The following is an 18593-nucleotide window of genomic DNA, read 5'->3' as shown; positions in this document are numbered from 1 at the left end:
TATTGGGAGCATGACAGCTGCCAGGGTCAGGATCGTGGTTCGTACCAATCTCATGATGCGCGAGCGTAATTGGCGCGGATGGTCCGTCGTGGCCGTTTTCGGGCCCCTACGCCCGATCGGAGCAGCATAACCCCTTGATCGCACGTAACTACTCCACACGTATGTGCAGTGGATCGCCCCGAATGGATCGGTGGCATCTGGCTCACTCAGAAGGGGTAGTCGCTGAATCTGCCGAAACCAACCGACGGAGCAGCTTCTCACGGAGGGGCGGGTTCGACTGGCAGTTCGTCGGGCCGGGCTTCGAGCCCCGCGTTCTAAGTGTGTAGAAAGCGTTCCTCGAAGCTGGGTCCGTTGGCTTGCGGCCGCCGAGCAAACAACTCGTCCAGGCTTTCGATGTTGCCTGGACCCGTTGTAGGTCGCCCTCGTGCAAGCCTCCCGGCTGGAACGACCAGGGGTCCTCGGCCGCACGGCCGAGGACCCCTGGTCGAGTGGAACAGCGAGCCGTGCAGGCTCAGCGGTGGGCGCGGTTGACGGCCGAGACGACGGCCTTCAGGGACGCGGTGACAGTGGAGGTGTCGATGCCGACGCCCCAGAAGATCTCGTCACCGACCGCCACCTCCAGGTAGGCGGCCGCGAGCGCGTCGTCACCGGAGGTCAGTGCGTGCTCGTTGTAGTCCATCACCCGCGTGTCGTATCCGACGGTGCTCAGAGCGTCGACGAACGCGGCGATCGGACCGTTGCCGTTGCCGGTGATCTCGTGCTTCTCGCCGTCGACGACCACATCGGCGCTGATCGACTCGTTGCCGTCCTCACCGGACAGTCGCTGGCGCACCAGCTGCAGCGGAGCCTGCGGGATCAGGTACTCCTCCGAGAACGCCCGCCACATCTCGTTCGGGTCGACCTCGCCGCCCTCCGAGTCGGTGCGCTGCTGCACCACCTTGGAGAACTCGATCTGCAGCTTGCGCGGCAGCTCCAGCTGGTGCTCGGACTTCATGATGTAGGCGACGCCGCCCTTGCCGGACTGCGAGTTCACCCGGATCACGGCCTCGTAGGTGCGGCCGACGTCCTTCGGGTCGATCGGCAGGTACGGGACCTCCCACGGGTGGTCGTCGACGTTCGCGCCCGCGCGTTCGGCTTCGACGCGCACCGCGTCCAGACCCTTGTTGATCGCGTCCTGGTGGCTGCCCGAGAACGCCGTGTACACCAGCTCACCGCCCCACGGCTGGCGTTCCGGTACGGGCAGCTGGTTGCAGTGCTCCACCGTGCGCTTGACGTAGTCGATGTCGGAGAAGTCGATCTGCGGATCGATTCCCTGGCTGAACAGGTTCATGCCCAGCGCCACCAGGTCGACGTTGCCGGTGCGCTCGCCGTTGCCGAACAGGCAGCCCTCGATGCGGTCCGCGCCCGCCTGGTAGCCCAGCTCGGCGGCGGCGACGCCCGTGCCCCGGTCGTTGTGCGGGTGCAGCGACAGCAGCACCGAGTCCCGCCGCGCCAGGTTGCGGTCCATCCACTCGATCGAGTCGGCGTAGACGTTGGGCGTGGCCATCTCGACCGTCGCGGGCAGGTTCAGGATCACCGGGCGTTCCGGAGTGGGCTGCAGGATCTCGGTGACCGCGTCGCAGATCTCGACCGCGTAGTCCAGCTCGGTGCCGGTGTAGGACTCCGGCGAGTACTGGAACCGGAAATCCGTGTCCGGGTACTTGGCCGCGTACTCCACGACCAGCTCGGCGGCCGTGGTGGCGATCTTCTTGATGCCCTCGCGCTCCTCGCGGAACACCACCCGGCGCTGAACGATCGAAGTGGAGTTGTAGAAGTGCACGACCGCCTTGTTCGCGCCCTCCAGCGCGGCGAACGTGCGCTCGATCAGGTCCGGCCTGCACTGGGTCAGCACCTGGATCCGCACGTCGTCGGGTACCGCACCGTCCTCGATGATCTCGCGGACGAAGTCGAAGTCCGTCTGGCTGGCCGCCGGGAACCCGACCTCGATCTCCTTGTAGCCCATGTTCACCAGCAGCTCGAACATGCGGCGCTTGCGAGCGGGCGACATCGGGTCGATCAACGCCTGGTTGCCGTCGCGCAGGTCCACGGCGCACCACAGCGGGGCGCGGTCGATGCGCTTGTCCGGCCAGGTGCGGTCCGGCAGCGAAACGTCCTCGACCAGCTCGTGGAACGGGCGGTAGCGGTGGAACGGCATCGAACTGCCGCGCTGCGGATTCCAGGGCTGCTGGTCGGCCGGGGCGGGCCGGGACGGCGTCCGCACGTTGCCGTTGAAAGGTGCCTGCGGTTCTTCGGAAGTGGTCATCGTCGTGTTCGCTCCTGCTCTGTACCGGGTCTTGGTCACCAGACGACCGGCGCGTTCGAACCCCGCGACGAGGGGCCGGTCTGTCAGACCCCGTCGCGGCGGCGAAGCAGGAGAACGCGTGCCACGGTGCCAGGTTAACCGCATCCGCCGTACTGCGCGCAACCCACCCGTTTCACATGGTGGTCGCGTGTCGCGGCTGACCGGGGCCGGGTGGTGGATTTGGTGTCGACCGTCACCGGGCAGACTTCATCCCCATGGCTGCCAAGAAGGGCCCGTCCGGGGTCGCGACGCTGTTCAACGGAGTCGGATTCCTGCTGGCCGCGATGCTGGTGATGCACATCCTGTTCTCGCTGATCGACATCCCGTCCGAGAACGGACTGGTGAACTCGGTGCGGCAGGCAGCCGAGCCGTTGGCGCTGTTCTTCCCCGGCCTGGTCGATGCGCCCGATCCGACGCTGCAGGTGATCGCTGACTTCGGCCTGGCGGCGGTCTTCTGGATGCTGGTGGCCGGATTGCTGGGCAAGGTGTTCGGCTGAACCGGTCGCCCGCGAGTGCCGGGTCGGAGGGGCCGGGAGACATGCCCGGCCCGCCGACGGCCATGTGGCCGAACCGAGATCTACCGGCCAGTAGTCGTGCGAGCCGGCACGTGACAGACTTTCACACATGTCGGAGAACGACGGTGGTCTCGGCGCGGGCGCACAGAGCGACGCGCCCAACGGTGGACGGCGGCGCAGGCGCAGGTCTTTCGACGGGGCACAGGCCCGCGCGCGGATCGTCGGCGTGCTCAGCACAGCGGTCCGCTGGGCCGGAACTCTCGCCGCGCTCCTGCTCACGCTCCACGTCGTCCTCACCATCGGTGGGGCCAACCCGGACAACGGCATCACCCAGTTCGTGACCCGCTGGGCGGAGCCACTCGCGCTGGGCTTCTCCAACCTCTTCCAGCCCGCCGACCCCGCACTGCACGTGTTGGTCAACTACGGCATCGCCGCGGTGTTCTGGCTCGTGGTCACCTCGCTCGCGGTGCGCATCCTGCAAGCCCTCCGGTGATCACCACCGGCTGATCCGAGCACCTCCAAGGGGTGACTCGCGGTCTCCTCCGTTGGATCCGCGCCTCCGCCGCGCCAAACTGACCGAGCCATGATCGAACGTCGCTCGCGCGGAGCGCGTATCCAGCCGGAATCCGCGTCGTTCAGTGCGGGAAGGGCGTCCGGAGGGCTTCCGGTGACGACGATTCCGAAGGTTCCGTCAGCGCCCCGCAAACCGCTCTGCCCGCCATGGCTGCTGCGGATGCTGCGACCCGCTCCGGTCCCGCTCGACTGGACCCGGACGGTCGCGGCACTGGTCGGGATGGGGCTCCCGCAGCTGGTCGGGCTGATGGTCGGGCGGGTCGACGAGGCCGTCATCGTATCGATGGGTGCGCTGTGCGCCACCTTCTCCGACGTGACCAGTTCCTACCGATACCGGATTCGCCGGGTCGGTCTCACCGTGCTGACCGGTGGGTTCGGTTTCGCGGTGGGCGCGCTGGCGACGGGTCCGGTCCGAGTGGGCCTCGTCGCCGTCACCGTCGCCGCCCTGTCGGTGGTGTTCAGCGAGTGGGGAGACCTCTGGGGCGCCGCGGGCGCCCAGATGCTGACCTTCTGCATCGTGGCCACCGGCCACGCCGTCACCTCGCTGCCGGTGACCACCCAGATCGGGTACTTCGTGGCGGGCGAGCTGCTGCTGCTGGCCTTCGTCGCGACCACCTGGCCGTTCCGGCGGACCGCGCCCGCCCGCGCAGCGGTGGCGCGGGTGTTCGACGCCGCCCCGCTCCTGTTCGAAGCGTCCGGCAGCGGAGTCCTCCCCGCGCGGCACGCCCTGACCACCGCCCTGAACCAGGCGCACGACCTGCTGATCAGCGGCATCTCGGTCAGCCGCAGCCGGGTGCACGACCGGCTCTACGTGGTGCTGTCCCGGGCGGCAGGAGTGGTGGAGGCATCGGTGGCGCTGGCGCACGCCGGGGTGCGACCGCCCGAGCACGCGGGGGCCGCGCTCGCCGAGATCGCGCGCTGCGTCCGCGCAGGCGACTTGCCCGCGCCCTACGTTCCGACCGGTTCGGCGGACGCGAGCGTGCGGGCCCTGGAACAGGCCATCGCCGAGCTCGTCGCGGACTGGCGGCGGACGAAGCTCGCCGATCCGCGCGTCGCGGGTCCCGGGCGGGAACCCCGCGTCCGGGTGCGGATCGGTCTCGGCAACGCGGCGCTGGGGCGTGCCGGGTTGTTGCGGCTGTCCCGCATGGTGCTGTGCGTGGCCGTTGCCGAGGTGGTCGGCTCCGCGCTCGGGTTCGAGCAGTCGTACTGGATCGCGATGACCGTTGCGCTGGTGCTCAAACCGAACTCCGGATCGGTGTTCGCGCGCATCGTGCTCCGCGCACTCGGGACGGTGCTCGGGGTGGTGGTGGCCGCTCTGCTGCTCGCGGTGATGCCGGATGGCTGGTGGGTGGTGGCGGCGACGCTCGTGTTCGCCGCGCTGATTCCCGAGGCGTTGGTGCGCAACTACGGCCTGTTCACCATGATGGTCACGGCTGTGGTGCTGCTGAAGATGAGCCACACGGACCTGTTCGGGCCGCAGCTGCCGGTCGTTCGCCTGGTCGATTCGGTGCTCGGGTGCGCGATCGCGCTGGTGCTGGGCTATCTGGTCTGGCCCGCCGGTCGGCGGGACGGGCTTCGGACGAGGTTCGCCGACGCGATGGACACCGTCGCCGAATACGTGGCGCTTTCGCTCGCAGGGGAGTCGGACGGTCGGTCGGCGCTGCGTCGACGGACCTACCGCGAGCTTTCCGGCCTCCGCGCCGCGCTGCAGCAGAACCTCATGGAGCCGGGGGGCGTCGGTCGGGACGCCGAGCAGTGGTGGCCGTTGGTCATCGTGCTGGAGCGGGTCGTCGACGGCGCCACCGAACGCGCGATGCGCGGCGGTGGAGCAGACGAGATCAGCCTCCAGCACACCCAGCGGATCGTGTCGATGATGCGCATGGCCGCTCGCCAGCTGCGCCGCTCGACCGAGGTGCCGCCCCGTTCCGTCCGAGCACGCTTGGAGAACGTCTATGCCGACGTGGTCAGCTGAGGCTGTGGCCCCGGCAAGGGAATCTTGCAACCCTGCCTGGAACCGGGCATCCCCTCCTAGCGGCGCCGGCTGTTTCCACCATCCACCTCAACCTGCACCGTCGCCGCTGCACCCGGTACCCGGCCGGAGACCAGGGAAAAGCCCTCAGCTGTGGTGGAGGATCTCGTGGAAGCTGGCCTGCAGCAGGTCGGCGGCCTCCCAGACATCGAGGTAGCGTAGCCACGCCGGCCCGAAGTTCAGGCGCAGTGAATCGGGCTCGATGCTCTCCACGAGCACTCCCTGGGCCAGCAGCTCCTGCGCGAGGCGTTGGGCGTGCTGGTGGCGCAGGATGAGCTGCGTTCCCCAGATCGTTCCGTCCGGTGGTTCGACGATGTCGACGGGCAGGTCTGCCTGCCGCAACCGCGACCGGAACAGCTCGGCGAGTCCGGTCGTCTTCGCTTCGAGCGCGCCGACCGGAACACCGTCCAAGATGGACACGCCGGAACGCAGGCCCGCGGTCGACAGCGTCGAGGGCGCGCCGAGGAAGCCCTTGGCCAGCGGGTTCAACATGAGCGGGCCGCACACGGATTCCTGCGACAGCGTCGAGGCCAGCTCGGTGTGGTGGCGTTCGGCGATGAAGCAGTAGCCGGGGGCGCCGGAGCCGCCGCCGAGGTAGCGATCACCACATCCGATGGCGAAGTCGGCGCCGGCATCGCGCAGGTCGATCCGGACCGCGCCTGCCGTGTGGGCGAGGTCCCACAGGGTCAATGCGCCGTGCCGGTGCACCTCGGCGGTGATCGCGGACAGGTCGCGCAGCCCGCCGGAGGACGGGTCGCTGTGCGAGAGGGCGACGACCGCAACGCGTTCGTCCAGTATGGAGGGAAGCTCGTCCAGGTCGTGCAGCAGCCGCAGTTCCACCCCCGCGAAGTCGGCGGCCGACCGGGCCACGAGGTGGTCGATGGTGAAGCAGTCGTGCTCGATCACCACGATGGGGCGGGCCCGCAGGCGGGTGGCGGCGAGCACGGTTTTGAACAGGTTCATCGAGCTGGATTCGGCGACCGTGATCTCGTCGGCGACTGCACCGATCAGCGAAGCCACCCCGGCTGCCGCGCGCCGCGCCTCGCCGCGCGTGTCGTGGTCGATCCGGGGGCGGGCGGTGTTGGGGTCCCAGCGGTGTTCGACGAACTTCCGCAGCCGGGCGGGCGTCGTTCTGGGGAACGCGCCCCCGCTGCTGCCGTCGAGTCGGATCAGTCCGGTGGGCAGCTTGTAGCGGGGGCGCAGTCCGGAGAGCGGGTCGGCATCGTCACGATCCGCTGCGGCCAATCTTGTGCTCGTCCACACGAGTGAAGGTTTACCCGATTACTGCACGGTAGGTAACCGCTTTGTGGGACACCGTGCAAAATCCGGGGCCGACCGGCCGCTGGAAGAGCTCCCGCCGGGCCACTGGGGACCGCGATCAGAACGCGGCCGACCCCCAGCCGGTGCCGAACACCAACTCGGACAGCGGCAGCCGGGATCGGGGCGCCCGCTCCTTGTCCCGCAGCTTCTCCGGCAGGTCCTCGTCCGACCCCGGACCGCCGACGGCGATCGCCACCAGCGGTTCGAAACCCGGTGGGATGTCGAACGCGGCCCGGGCGGCCTCCCGGTCGAATCCGGCCATCTGGTGCGCGACCAACCCGTCACCCACCGCCTGCAGCACGAGGTTCTCGGTGGCCAGCCCGAGTCCGTACTCGCCGTACGGCAGCGGCTCGCCGTCTTCGTCGGCAGTCTTCGCCACGCCGATCGCCAACGCCGCCGCGGACATTGTCCAGCCGTGGTTGCCGCGGGAGAGCGTCGCGTGAATCCGCTCGAAGGTCTCCGCACCGCGCCTGCCCGCGATGTAGCGGGCCGGTTGGGTATTGCCCCAGGACGGAGCCCAACGCGCTGCCTCGAACAGGGCGGTGAACCGCTCGTCGTCGATCTCGGTGTGCGGGTCGAGCGCGCGGGGGCTCCAGCGCGCGGCCAGCAACGGGTGCAGCGGAACGGAGGAGAGCGCGGGTTTCGACGCGCCCCGGTCGGTCGTTCCAGCGTCTGTTCCCGGATCCGTTCCGGCGTCTGTTCTCGCGGTCATGGGCACCTCCGCGAAGGGTCGACCTGCTGTGCGCGATCACCGCGAACGTACCATCCGTTTTCGCCCATCCTCGGGCGAAAAGCGCAGATCAGGTGCTGCTGGATCGCGTGCCGCTAAATCGCGTACTGCCACGCGGTCAGCGAGTAGGCGCCGAACCACGAACCGAAGAACACCGCCAGCGCGGTGCAGCAGACGGCGGTGGACACGCGCCGACGCGCCAGCCCGATCGCCACCGGTATCAGCAGGGGGAATGCGGGCAGCAGCAATCGCACCTTCGAGTACATCAACCCGTCCGAACCGAGGTCGAGGGCGAGCACGGCGACCGCGAAGACCACCAGCGGCCACGGCAACCTCGCGCGCAGGCACAGCAGCACCAGGACGAGCGCGGTCAGCACGATCCAGACCGTGAGGGTCTCCAGCACCGATTTGTCGGTGGTCAGTGCCTCGATGGCGAACCCGGTGGTCGCGACCCCGCCGTCGAACGCCGACGACCAGCCGCGTTGCTGCAGCTCGAAGTAGCCGTTCAGCTTTCCGGTCTGCAGCGCCACCCAGCCGATGTAGAGCAGCATCCCCGCCGGGGCGAGCAGCAGCGCGAGCCACGGGCGCCAGGTCTCCTTGCGCCGCACGATCGAGATCAGCGCCGCCAGTCCCACCACCGCGATCAGTGCCGCCGCCGTCGGTCGGATGAGGCCGGCGGCGGCGCAGCACAGCCCCGCCAGCGGCCAGTTGCGTTCGAGCACGCCGACCAGCGCCCAGACCGCGAGCGCGCAGAACAGCGCTTCCGAGTAGGCCATCGACAGCACGACAGACATGGGGGAGGCGGCGAACAGCGCCACCAGCAACAGGCCGACCCGGTTCGAATCGCCGAACCGGGAACCCAGCCGGGCGAGCCCGTAGGCGGCGACCACGCCCGCGACGAAGCTGGCCGTCACCGCGGCTCCGGTGGTGCCCAAGCCGGGCAGCCACGCGAACGCGCGGACCACCAGCGGGTAGCCGGGGAAGAACGCGAGGGGAGTCTCGGGATGGCGGTTGCCGAACCCGTCGACCATGCCGGGGTCGACTCCGCCGTAGCCATGGGCGGCGATCTCCAGGTACCACTCGCCGTCCCAGGCACGGAGGTTGTCCAGCAGGGCCTCGTCGTTGGCCGCGGACAGCCAGGCGAGCACGAGCAGCCCGACCAGGCGAACTGCGAGGTAAACCACACCGGGAGCCAGTGCGAGCAGCGTTCGCCGGTGCCGGACGGCCATCGGACGGGCTCGATCGAACAATCCGGACAGCGGGTGTTTGTACTGCGCACGTGCACTGTCGCCGGGATCCGCGCGTGGCGGTTCGACTGCCCCGGGAGTGGTGGACAACCAGCTCCTCCGCTCCTGTCGACAAACCGGCCCCACAGGTTAGTCGTCGGTCACTGCGGTGGGTACGGGCGGTAGTCGTTCGGTAGGCTGTTCGGGCAGCGGAGCGACCTGCAGGGCGCTCGGCCCGATCGGGGTCGATGCTGCTCCTCGCTGGTCGCGGGGTATCCGATCGCCGTCCGAGGGGCGTGCCGGCTCGGGGCCTTTCGTCCCCAGGCGTCAGTGCGGTCACAACCCGCACCCTGGACGTCCGCGCGGCCCGAGGAGGTTTGTTTCACGTGGCGCTCGTCGTCCAGAAGTACGGCGGTTCCTCGCTCGAGAGTGCTGATCGAATCAAACGGGTCGCTGAACGCATCGTTGAGACTCGCAAGGCCGGCAACGACGTGGTGGTGGTGTGCTCGGCGATGGGCGACACCACCGACGAGCTTCTCGACCTGGCTCAGCAGGTCAACCCGGGTGGTCCGCCCGAGCGTGAACTCGACATGCTGCTCACCGCCGGTGAACGGATCTCCAACGCGCTGGTCGCGATGGCGGTCGAGTCCCTCGGTGCGGAAGCCCGCTCGTTCTCCGGCTCCCAGGCCGGTGTGATCACCACCTCGGCGCATCAGAACGCCAGGATCATAGACGTCACTCCCGGTCGAGTGCAGGAGGCGCTCGCCGAGGGGCAGGTCGTGCTCGTCGCCGGTTTCCAGGGCGTCGCGCAGGACACCAAGGACATCACCACGCTCGGCCGCGGTGGTTCGGACACGACGGCGGTGGCGGTTGCCGCCGCGATGAACGCCGACGTGTGCGAGATCTACACCGATGTCGACGGCGTGTACACGGCGGACCCGCGAATCGCGCCCGACGCGCAGCGTCTCGACCGCGTCACCTACGAGGAGATGCTCGAGCTGGCCGCCACCGGCGCGAAGGTGCTGCACCTGCGGGCAGTGGAGTACGCCCGCCGCTACGGCGTCGCGCTGCACGTCCGCTCTTCGTACTCACCCAAGTCCGGAACGCTCGTGTCCGGCTCAGTGGAGGATCTTTCCGTGGAACAGGCGATGATCACCGGCGTCGCGCACGACCGGTCGGAAGCCAAGGTCACCGTTCGTGGTGTGCCCGACAAGCCCGGTGTCGCGGGACAGATCTTCCGCGCGGTCGCGGACGCCGAGGTTGACATCGACATGGTGCTGCAGAACGTCTCCAGCGTCGCGTCGGGTCGCACCGACATCACGTTCACCGTCTCCCACACCAATGGTGGTCAGGCCGTGTCCGAGCTGGAGAAGGTCCAGAGCGAGGTCGGCTTCGAGGAGATCGTCTACGACGACCACGTCGGCAAGGTCTCGCTGGTCGGTGCCGGGATGCGTTCGCACCCGGGCGTGACGGCGACCTTCTGCGAGGCGCTGACCAACGCGGGGGTGAACATCGAGATCATCAACACCTCGGAGATCCGGATCTCCGTGCTGATCCGGGACACCCAGCTCAACGATGCCGTCGCCGCGCTGCACTCGGCTTTCGGACTCGGTGGTGACGAGGAGGCGGTCGTCCACGCGGGCAGCGGTCGCTGACCGAACCGCCGCTCGGGGTGGAGGGGCCTGCCGGGGTTCTCGGTCAGCGCACCTCGCCAGGAATTCGTCGAAGCGCCGGTGCCCACTCGCAGGAGCGGGTGGGCACCGGCGCTTTTCGTGTTCCGGGGGACCCACCCGGAAGTGAATGGTGCTAGTCTCATTAGCACCATGCTGCTGACTTTGGATCTCAACGACCCGCGACCGCTCCATGAACAGGTGGCGGACGTGGTGCGCCGGGCGATCACCACCGGCGAGGTCGCCCCCGGGGAGCGGTTGCCGTCCGCTCGGGACCTCGCGGCCGCGCTGGACGTCAACGCCAACACCGTCCTGCGCGCGCTGCGAGAACTCCGCGACGAGCAGCTGCTGGAGTTCCGCAGGGGGCGCGGGATCACGGTCCTGCGGCGTCCCGACGTCGGAGCGCAGTTGCGCGAAAAGGTCCAGGACCTGGTGGACGAGGCGCGGCAGCACGGGTTTCGGGCGCAGGACCTCGTCGAGTGGATCAAGGAGTCGCGATGACCTTCCGGAAGACCTTCCTGCTCGTCGCCGGGCTGTGGGTCGTGCTCGTCTCCGCCGTGCACCTCGCCATCCCGCTGCTGTTGAGCGACCGGCTGCCGGACCCGATCGCCATGCACTGGGGTCCCTCGGGAGAGCCGGACGGAGCGGGCTCCCTGTGGCTGGTGACCGGGCTGGGCCTCGTGCTGTGGCTGGCGCTGGCCGGCGGCGGCATGCTCGCGACGCGCGCCCCGAAGCGGACGGCCCGGTACGCCTGGCCGGTGGCCGCGCTGCTGTTCGGGTCGCTGTTCTCCGTCGGTATCACGGCCTCGACGGTCTGGGCGAACCTGGACGCCGGTTCCTGGCAGCAGGCGCGGTCGCTGGGTTGGCAGGTGCTCCTCGTCAGCGTTGTCGCGATCGCGGCCGGGTTTGCGGGCGCGTTCCTGTGCAACCGGTTCGTGGCGGATTCTTCCGACGACGTTCCGGCGCCGGTCATGACGTTGCGCCCCGGTCAGCGCGCCGTCTGGGTATCGGCCACGTCGAATTCCGGGATGCTGGCGCCGGGCTTGGGATTCCTGCTGGTCGGGTTGGTTCTGCTGGGCTTCGCGGTCGTCGGGTCGGGCTTGGGCCCGTGGCTCTCCGGGAGCGTGTTCGTTTTCGGCGGGCTGGCCGTGCTGCTCTTCTCGGCCGTCCGCGTGCAGGTCGACGAGGCGGGGGTCGCGATCGCGTTCGGCCCGCTGCGCTGGCCGGTCCGGCGGGTGGCGCTGAGCCGGATCGACACCGCTCGCTCGGAGGAGCGCAGACCCGCGGCGGTCGGTGGCTGGGGTTACCGGGGACTCCCGGGGTCCGCGACGATCATGGTTCGCAGCGGGGAGTGCCTGATCCTGCGGTACGCGGGCGGCGGCGAGTTGGGGATCAGCGTGGACGACGCCGAACGCGGCGCGGGACTGATCAACGCGCTGGTGGCCGAAGACCGGGTCTGATCACGCTGGACCGGTTCTGATCACGCTCGGCGCACGGTGGGTCAGGTGACGAAGCTATATCGTTGCTGGTGACCCGCGAGCGCGACGTTCATTCGAACGCGAGTTCTTCGCGTGTGGGGCTTCAGTCGGCGGCGATATGTGGCGATCGGGAGGTATGTCCGCGATGACCTGGCCGGATCACCTGTTGAGCCTGACGGAGTTCGAGCAGCTCCCGGAGGACAACTCCCGCCGCTACGAGCTCCAGGAAGGCGTCCTGCACGTGACCCCGAAGGCCGCGATCATGCACCAGCGCGCGGTCGGCGCGCTGGTCCAGTCGTTGAACTCCCAACTGCCCGCCGAGTGGGAGGCGGTGCCGGACGTCGAGGTCGTGCTCGTCCAAACTTGGCCGCCCACGGTGCGTGTCCCCGACGTGGTCGTGGCCTCCACCAGTCTGATCGACCAGAACCCGAATCGGCTGCACGCCCAGGACGTCGTCCTGGCGATCGAGGTCGTTTCACCCGGTTCCGGCCAGAACGACCGGGTGATCAAGCGACACGAATATGCGAAGGCCGGGATCTCCGCCTACTGGGTCGTCGAGTTGGCCGACCAGGTCACGATGACCGCCGCGCACGTGTCCGACGGTGTTTACAAGACCCTTTTCGAAGGGACCGGGCGGTTCCTCACCGGCGAGCCGTTCGAGCTGGATCTGGACCTCGACGGCCTGGTGCGTCGCCCCGCCGACCGGCGCGCCTGAATTCCGACGCCTCCTGTACGGCTGCGGTCGAACCAGCGCACCGACGCGGGCGGTGGGCGGCGCCCGCCGCGAAGATAGGTTCGTGGCATGGGTTCCACGGTCGTACTCGGCATCGATCTCGGCACAACGGCGACGAAGGTCGTGGCGGCGACCAGCGACGGGGTGGTGTCGCACCAGACCGAACGGGCATACCCGTTGCGCACCGAGCAGCCGGGCGAGGCCGTGCAGGACGCGGGTTCGGTGCGGGACGCGGCTATCGAGGCGCTGGCCGAATGCGTCTCCTGGGCGGCTGACCACGGTCATCGGGTGAAAGCCCTCTCGTTCTGCTCCGCCATGCACACGCTGGTCGGGCTCGACGGCGACGGCGAACCCGTCACCCCCGCGTTCAACTGGGCCGACAGCCGTTGCGCCGAGGTGGCGGAACGGCTGCGCGCCGAGACCGAGACCGCCGCCGAGCTGCACCGCGCGACCGGTACGCCGGTGCACACCCAGTCGGTGATGGTCAAGCTCGCCTGGTTGCGCGAGACGAGCGATGTCTCCACCGCCGGGGTCGAGACCTGGTGCTCACTGAAGGATTTCGTGCTCCGAGCGTTCGTCGGCGAGCTGGTGACCGACCACTCGATGGCATCCGGCACCGGTCTGCAAGAAATGGCGACCCTGAGCTGGTACGAGCCCGCCCTGCGGGTGGCCGGTATCGACGCCGGACAACTGCCCCGCATCGCCGCACCCACCGACATCCTGCCGCTGAGTTCGCGGGTGGCCGGGGCGGCCGGGTTGAGCGAGGGGTTACAGGTGGTGCTGGGTGGCGGTGACGGGCCGCTGGCGAACCTCGGGGTCGGTGCCATCCGGCCGGGGGTGGCGGCCCTCTCGCTGGGTACCAGTGGAGCGCTGCGGGTGGTGCGGGATCGGCCCGGCGTCGACGAAGGGTGCCGCACCTTCTGCTACGCGTTGGCCGACGGGATCTGGGTGGTCGGTGGCGCGGTGAGCAACGGTGCCGTGATCGCGCAGTGGGCCGCGGAGACCTTCGGAGTCGAGCTCCCCGATCTGCTCGACGAGGCGCTCGCGGTGCCGCCGGGCTCGGACGGGCTGATCGCGTTGCCGTACCTGATGGGGGAGCGGGCGCCCTGGTGGGAGCCGGGCTTGACCGGTGCCCTGATCGGGTTGCGCCGGGTGCACGGACGAGCGGAGATCACGCGGGCGTTGGTCGAGGGGGTGGCCCAGCAGCTGGCCCTGGTGCGGGAGGCCGTGGACGACGCTGGTGCCGAGGTGCGGGAGGTGCGTGCGACCGGCGGTGGTTTCCGTAGCCGGGTGTGGGCGGACGCGATCGCATCGGCGCTGGAGCTGGATCTGCGGCTGGCGGAGGGCACCGGTGGCTCGGGGCTCGGGGCGGTGTTGCTCGGTTGGCGGGCGGTGGGGGAGCTGGATTCGCTGGCGGAGGCGGGCTCCCTGTTGCGTCCCGGCCGGACGGTGAGTCCGGTGCCGGAGGCGGTCGAGGTGCTGGCCCGGCGCCGCCCGGCGGTGGGGGCGCTGCACTCGGCACTGCGCGATCTCACCCGGTAGCGAGGCCGATGTTGGGAGAGGATCGCGGACCGGTGCGGTTCACGCCCCTTGCCCGGGCGGCGTGGCGTCGGGTTGCCGCGTCGACCGTGGGGTGCGCCGACACGGTCGGGGCTTTTTCTTGACCTATTCCAGAAAGATGGCATACTTGCGGACGTTATGGCTGTACGCGCGACATCCGGTGCCGAACGCGGTAGCGACGCACACGACCTGAGCGTCCAGCTGCGGTCGACGGGGTTGCGTGTCACCAAGCCGAGACTCGCCGCGCTCGACTGGTTGGGGCGACACCCGCACTCCACGGCCGACCAGGTCACCCGTGCGGTGCGGGACGAACTGGGTTCGGTGTCCACGCAGGCCGTGTACGACGTGTTGAACGCGTGCACCGACGCCGGGCTCCTCCGGCGGATCGAGCCTGCCGGACATCCCGCGCGGTTCGAGACCCGTACCGCCGACAACCACCACCACGTGGTCTGCCGCCAGTGCGGCCGGGCCGACGACGTGGACTGCGTCCACGGCTCGGCCCCGTGTCTCGAGCCGTCGTCCACCGCGGGGTTCACGGTGGACGAAGCGGAGATCGTTTTCTGGGGCCTGTGCCCCGCCTGCCGGTCCTCGGCGAACCAGCCGGAGAGCACCGAACAGCATCAACGTCACCACCACGAGGAGGGACGACCGTGACGCCACGGCCTACGACCACCAACGCCGGCATCCCGGTGGCCAGCGACGACCACTCGCTGACCGCGGGCACCAACGGGCCGGTCCTGCTGCAGGACCACTACCTGATCGAGAAGAACGCCCAGTTCAACCGGGAGCGCGTGCCGGAGCGCGTCGTGCACGCCAAGGGTGGTGGCGCGTTCGGTTTCTTCGAGGTCACCGAGGACGTCAGCCAGTACACGAAGGCCGCTGTCTTCCAGCCCGGAACCACGACCGAGACGCTGATCCGCTTCTCTTCGGTGGCCGGTGAGCTGGGGTCCCCCGACACCTGGCGCGACCCGCGCGGCACCGCGATCAAGTTCTACACCAGCGAGGGCAACTACGACCTCGTCGGTAACAACACCCCGGTGTTCTTCATCCGCGACGCGATCAAGTTCCCGGACTTCATCCGCTCGCAGAAGCGCCGCGCCGACAACCACCTGCGCGACCACAACATGCAGTGGGACTTCTGGACCCAGTGCCCGGAATCGGCGCACCAGGTGACCTGGTTGATGGGTGACCGCGGGCTGCCGAAGACCTGGCGGAACATGAACCTCTACGGTTCGCACACCTACCTGTGGGAGAACGCGGGCGGCGAGAAGTTCTGGGTCAAGTACCACTTCAAGACCGACCAGGGCCACGACTTCCTGCCCCAGGCCGAGGCCGACCGCCTCGCCGGCGCCGATGGCGACCACCACATCCGCGACCTGTGGAACTCCATCGAGGGTGGCAACCACCCGAGCTGGCAGCTGTACGTGCAGGTCATGCCGTTCGAAGACGCGGCGGACTACCGGTTCAACCCGTTCGACCTGACCAAGGTGTGGCCGCACAGCGACTACCCGCTGATCAAGGTCGGCCGGTTCGTGCTCAACCGGAACCCGGAGAACTACTTCGCGCAGATCGAGCAGGCCGCGTTCGAACCCTCGAACCTCGTTCCGGGTATCGGCACCTCGCCGGACAAGATGCTGCAGGGTCGGCTGTTCTCCTACCCGGACGCGCACCGCTACCGGATCGGCCCCAACTACATGGAGCTCCCGGTCAACCGCCCCGTCGCGGAGCTCAACAGCTACGCCAAGGACGGTCCGATGCGGTTCAGCAACCCGCAGGACCCGGTGTACGCGCCGAACTCCTACGGCGGTCCGCACGCCAGCGCCGCGCGCGGCTCCGAGGACGTCGCCACCGGCGTCGAGGAAGAGGTCATCCGCTCGGCATACCAGCTGCACGCCGAGGACGACGACTTCACCCAGCCGGGCAACATGGTGCGCAACGTGTTCAGCGATGAGGAGCGTGCGCGCTTCATCGACAACGTGTCCGGGCACCTTTCCGGCGGTGTGCAGCAGCCGGTCCTGGACCGTGCGCTGAACTACTGGCGCAGCGTCGACAAGGACGCCGGCGACAAGATCGCCGAAAAGGTCCAGGGCTGACCCGAAGCCCGACGGACGCCGACTGACCGCGGCGACCACCACGACCGCGATCCCCGGAAGCACCTTGGGTTCGAGTGGTCGTCGCAACACCCCTGACCAGGGGGTGCGATGGATTTCGAGATCTGCGGGGGCCGGACCGGGAAAGGGGCGCCGTCTGGCTCGTGAGCGGGAGGCATGCTTCCGGCTCATGCGTAGGGCTATAGCAGCACAGAAGCCTGTCGGATCGTGGGCATCAACCGCCGGACCGGCAAGCGCTGGCGCAACGGATGGCACTCGCCCCCAACGGCCGTAAGCCGGTACCTCCTATCCACGCGGAGGTACCGGCTTCTGCCGGTCCGTCCTGTAATTTGCGAGAAGACGACCGCATTCACATCGTCGACCGGCTTCCGGAGAAGGCGTCTATCCGCGCCATCACCCGTGAACTGGGCCGTGCTCCGTCAACAGTCAGCCGCGAGGGGCGCCGGAACGGCATGCCACTGCGGGGAGATCAGCGTCGATGGGCGTACCGCCCTCATTCTGCGCACCGGCGGGCCAAGGATCGACGACCCTGCCCGAAGCCAGGAAAGATCAGCCAGAACCCGGCGCTGCAACGCCCCCTCGAATCCGCCAGGTGGGGGCGGGGCGCAGCAGTACAAGCCATCCGTTTGCCACGCGGGTAGTCATTCGGGCATCACACGACACGAAGGCGCCCCATGGGGGCGCGGGTGTCCACCCCTGGGGCGGACGGCGGCAGTAGGTCATGGATCGACTGTGGCCGGTGCGCGGACGGGTGGCCGGTTGCTGCCGAGCAGGAGCCGTGTGGCGTCTCGACGGGCCGACGCCACAGTCGGGCATTGTGGACAATTTTCCTGTTTCATCCAAACGGCGGTCAGGATTGCCTATCGGTGCCGTATAGCGTCCGCTGCGACCGTTGACCCGTCACGGCAGTTCTCGTGACGACTGGGGACGCTGGGAAGGTATCCATGCGATCGAAAGCGCGAAAGGCATTGCTGTGCTGCGCCGTTATTGCGATGAGCGTCAGCCTCTCCACTGCCGGTATCGCGGCACCGGCACCGGCACCGCAGGAGCGGGAGCCTGCAAACGAGCGGGTTGCCAGAGTGGCCGCTGAATACGCGGCCCAGCACCCTCACGATTACGAGGGTCTGGAAGGCGCGATTATCGAAGCTGGTGGTGACAGCGTGACAATCGCCGTCGACGGACACGGCGGCGTCTCGGCGCACGAAGCACAGGAGCTGTACGACGAAGCCGCCGCAGCGGAGAGCTCCGGCGACGTCGAACCATTCGATGTGCCCGCGGATGCCTTCAACGTCAGCGGCAGTTGGTACCACATCCAAGACCAGTACGGCGAGTGGTGGAACGCGACCGGCACCTGGAACTTCCGCGACAACTACGTCAACGGCAGCGCCCCCCGAGATGCCAGCGGTATCGCAGCCGACGTCCCGAACTGCTGGGTCAACGACGGTGAGTGGATCCGCGCATTCGACTACCAGGGCAACAGCTATGGTGGGCCCCTGCTTCTGCAGAACGCTGGCCTCACCGCGAGCGTGTACGCAGTCGAGGACGCTACCTCCAACTTCAAGATGCTGACGGACAACGGCAGCCACACGATCAGCTTCAAACGGCAGTCCGCAGGCTGCGATGGCCAACCGTTGCAGGCGCGCTACTACTTCGAGCACAACCAGGACGGCGGCGGAGGCTGGAGCTTCGGGATCAGCGTCGCAGGGTTCGCGTTGAGCTACTCCTCCGGCGCGCCTCCCGCGCTGCAGAAGGCCACGCAGGTCTTTAGGACATAATCGACGACCATGACCACGAAACCGAACTACCGTACCGCGGCGACGGGCAGGGCCACGCTGGGAACTGTGGCCCTGCTCGCCGCGTTCGTCATCGTCGCCTTACAGGCCGTGGGCACTGGCTACGACCAGTGGCCCAATCTGTTGGCGATCCTGCTTGCCGTACTGGGAAGCGGTATGCGAATCGAAGCAGCCATCCAGAAACCCGACAACACTCTGTAGTGACCGTCAGGTGGTCGTCGGACCCTGCCACCGCACCTGCGCAAGTCCCTGATTCGGGACCAAGGCTCCGAGATGGCCGCTCACGGGGCCTTCACTATCGCCACCGACATCCCCGTCTTCTTCGGCGATCCGGCCAACCCCTGGCAGCGCGGCTCGAACGAGAACCGTAGCGGCCTGCTACGCCGATACCTCCCGAAAAGCACCGATTTGACCCGCCACAGCCGCGAGCACCTGGACGACGTCGCTGCCGAACTCAACAGCCGCCACGCAAACGCTCGGCTGGAAACCTCCTAGCTGTCAGCAGCAACGAGCA

Annotated in this window: 17 protein-coding genes and 1 pseudogene; 14 read left to right on the top strand and 4 right to left on the bottom strand. The window is 68.6% G+C overall.

The genetic code is table 11. From position 1 onward, the window contains the following. Positions 1-511 precede the first annotated feature (511 nt). Complete coding sequence (gene leuA, locus ACYVAN_RS05975; RefSeq protein ID WP_460956548.1) at positions 512-2194, bottom strand: 2-isopropylmalate synthase; 1683 nt, start codon at positions 2192-2194, stop codon at positions 512-514. Positions 2195-2556: 362 nt separating this feature from the next. Between leuA and ACYVAN_RS05970 the strand changes: the two genes are divergently transcribed. The 3 genes from ACYVAN_RS05970 (at position 2557) to ACYVAN_RS05960 (ending at position 5401) form a co-directional block, all read left to right on the top strand. Next, a complete protein-coding gene (locus tag ACYVAN_RS05970; RefSeq protein WP_460956511.1) occupies positions 2557-2838 on the top strand; it encodes a hypothetical protein in 282 nt (93 codons plus the stop codon). 127 nt (positions 2839-2965) lie between these two features. Further along, the gene (locus ACYVAN_RS05965) at positions 2966-3349 is read left to right on the top strand and encodes a hypothetical protein (RefSeq protein WP_460956509.1); all 384 of its coding nucleotides are present in this window, start codon (positions 2966-2968) and stop codon (positions 3347-3349) included. Between the two features lie 174 nt (positions 3350-3523). Next, the gene (locus ACYVAN_RS05960; protein ID WP_460956507.1) at positions 3524-5401 is read left to right on the top strand and encodes an FUSC family protein; all 1878 of its coding nucleotides are present in this window, start codon (positions 3524-3526) and stop codon (positions 5399-5401) included. Between the two features lie 144 nt (positions 5402-5545). Here the strand turns inward: ACYVAN_RS05960 and ACYVAN_RS05955 are convergent, their stop codons facing one another. The 3 genes from ACYVAN_RS05955 to ACYVAN_RS05945 all read right to left on the bottom strand — a co-directional run bounded on the left by ACYVAN_RS05955 (position 5546) and on the right by ACYVAN_RS05945 (position 8845). Further along, on the bottom strand, positions 5546-6703 hold the full coding sequence (locus ACYVAN_RS05955; protein ID WP_460956505.1) for an aminotransferase class V-fold PLP-dependent enzyme: 1158 nt from the start codon (positions 6701-6703) through the stop codon (positions 5546-5548). A 133-nt stretch (positions 6704-6836) separates the two neighbouring features. Beyond that, the gene (locus ACYVAN_RS05950; protein WP_460956503.1) at positions 6837-7490 is read right to left on the bottom strand and encodes a nitroreductase family protein; all 654 of its coding nucleotides are present in this window, start codon (positions 7488-7490) and stop codon (positions 6837-6839) included. A gap of 113 nt (positions 7491-7603) precedes the next feature. Next, positions 7604-8845: a hypothetical protein gene (locus ACYVAN_RS05945; protein WP_460956501.1), complete on the bottom strand. Its 1242-nt coding sequence runs from the start codon at positions 8843-8845 to the stop codon at positions 7604-7606. Positions 8846-9120: 275 nt separating this feature from the next. On the opposite strand from ACYVAN_RS05945, the gene ACYVAN_RS05940 reads away from it, so the two are divergent. The 11 genes and pseudogenes from ACYVAN_RS05940 to ACYVAN_RS05890 form a co-directional block, all read left to right on the top strand. Beyond that, on the top strand, positions 9121-10389 hold the full coding sequence (locus tag ACYVAN_RS05940; RefSeq protein WP_460956499.1) for an aspartate kinase: 1269 nt from the start codon (positions 9121-9123) through the stop codon (positions 10387-10389). Positions 10390-10557: 168 nt separating this feature from the next. After that, a complete protein-coding gene (locus ACYVAN_RS05935) occupies positions 10558-10905 on the top strand; it encodes a GntR family transcriptional regulator (RefSeq protein ID WP_460956497.1) in 348 nt (115 codons plus the stop codon). Continuing rightward, complete coding sequence (locus ACYVAN_RS05930) at positions 10902-11864, top strand: DUF1648 domain-containing protein (RefSeq protein ID WP_460956495.1); 963 nt, start codon at positions 10902-10904, stop codon at positions 11862-11864. The genes ACYVAN_RS05935 and ACYVAN_RS05930 overlap by 4 nt, the downstream gene beginning before the upstream one ends. Positions 11865-12027: 163 nt before the next feature. Beyond that, positions 12028-12597 carry a Uma2 family endonuclease gene (locus ACYVAN_RS05925; protein ID WP_460956493.1) on the top strand — a complete coding sequence of 190 codons (570 nt, stop codon included), beginning with the start codon at positions 12028-12030 and terminating at the stop codon, positions 12595-12597. An 87-nt stretch (positions 12598-12684) separates the two neighbouring features. Further along, positions 12685-14157: a gluconokinase gene (locus ACYVAN_RS05920; protein WP_460956491.1), complete on the top strand. Its 1473-nt coding sequence runs from the start codon at positions 12685-12687 to the stop codon at positions 14155-14157. A 156-nt stretch (positions 14158-14313) separates the two neighbouring features. Beyond that, the gene (locus tag ACYVAN_RS05915; RefSeq protein WP_460956489.1) at positions 14314-14829 is read left to right on the top strand and encodes a Fur family transcriptional regulator; all 516 of its coding nucleotides are present in this window, start codon (positions 14314-14316) and stop codon (positions 14827-14829) included. After that, the gene (locus ACYVAN_RS05910) at positions 14826-16268 is read left to right on the top strand and encodes a catalase (RefSeq protein ID WP_460956487.1); all 1443 of its coding nucleotides are present in this window, start codon (positions 14826-14828) and stop codon (positions 16266-16268) included. The genes ACYVAN_RS05915 and ACYVAN_RS05910 overlap by 4 nt, the downstream gene beginning before the upstream one ends. A 266-nt stretch (positions 16269-16534) precedes the next feature. After that, positions 16535-16927, top strand: coding sequence for a helix-turn-helix domain-containing protein (locus ACYVAN_RS05905; protein WP_460956485.1), 393 nt, complete (start codon positions 16535-16537; stop codon positions 16925-16927). Between the two features lie 351 nt (positions 16928-17278). Next, positions 17279-18061 (top strand): hypothetical protein, encoded by a 783-nt coding sequence (locus tag ACYVAN_RS05900; RefSeq protein ID WP_460956483.1) that lies wholly within the window; start codon positions 17279-17281, stop codon positions 18059-18061. A 9-nt stretch (positions 18062-18070) separates the two neighbouring features. Then, positions 18071-18280, top strand: a complete 210-nt coding sequence (locus ACYVAN_RS05895; protein WP_460956481.1) for a hypothetical protein — start codon at positions 18071-18073, stop codon at positions 18278-18280. Between the two features lie 18 nt (positions 18281-18298). Further along, positions 18299-18575, top strand: a pseudogene (locus ACYVAN_RS05890) (IS30 family transposase); the annotation flags it as partial. Positions 18576-18593: the final 18 nt, after the last annotated feature.

It is taken from the genome of Parasphingorhabdus pacifica (assembly GCF_054779195.1).
Note: the sequence above shows the minus strand (reverse complement) of the source record. Positions and strands in the feature narration are given on the sequence as shown.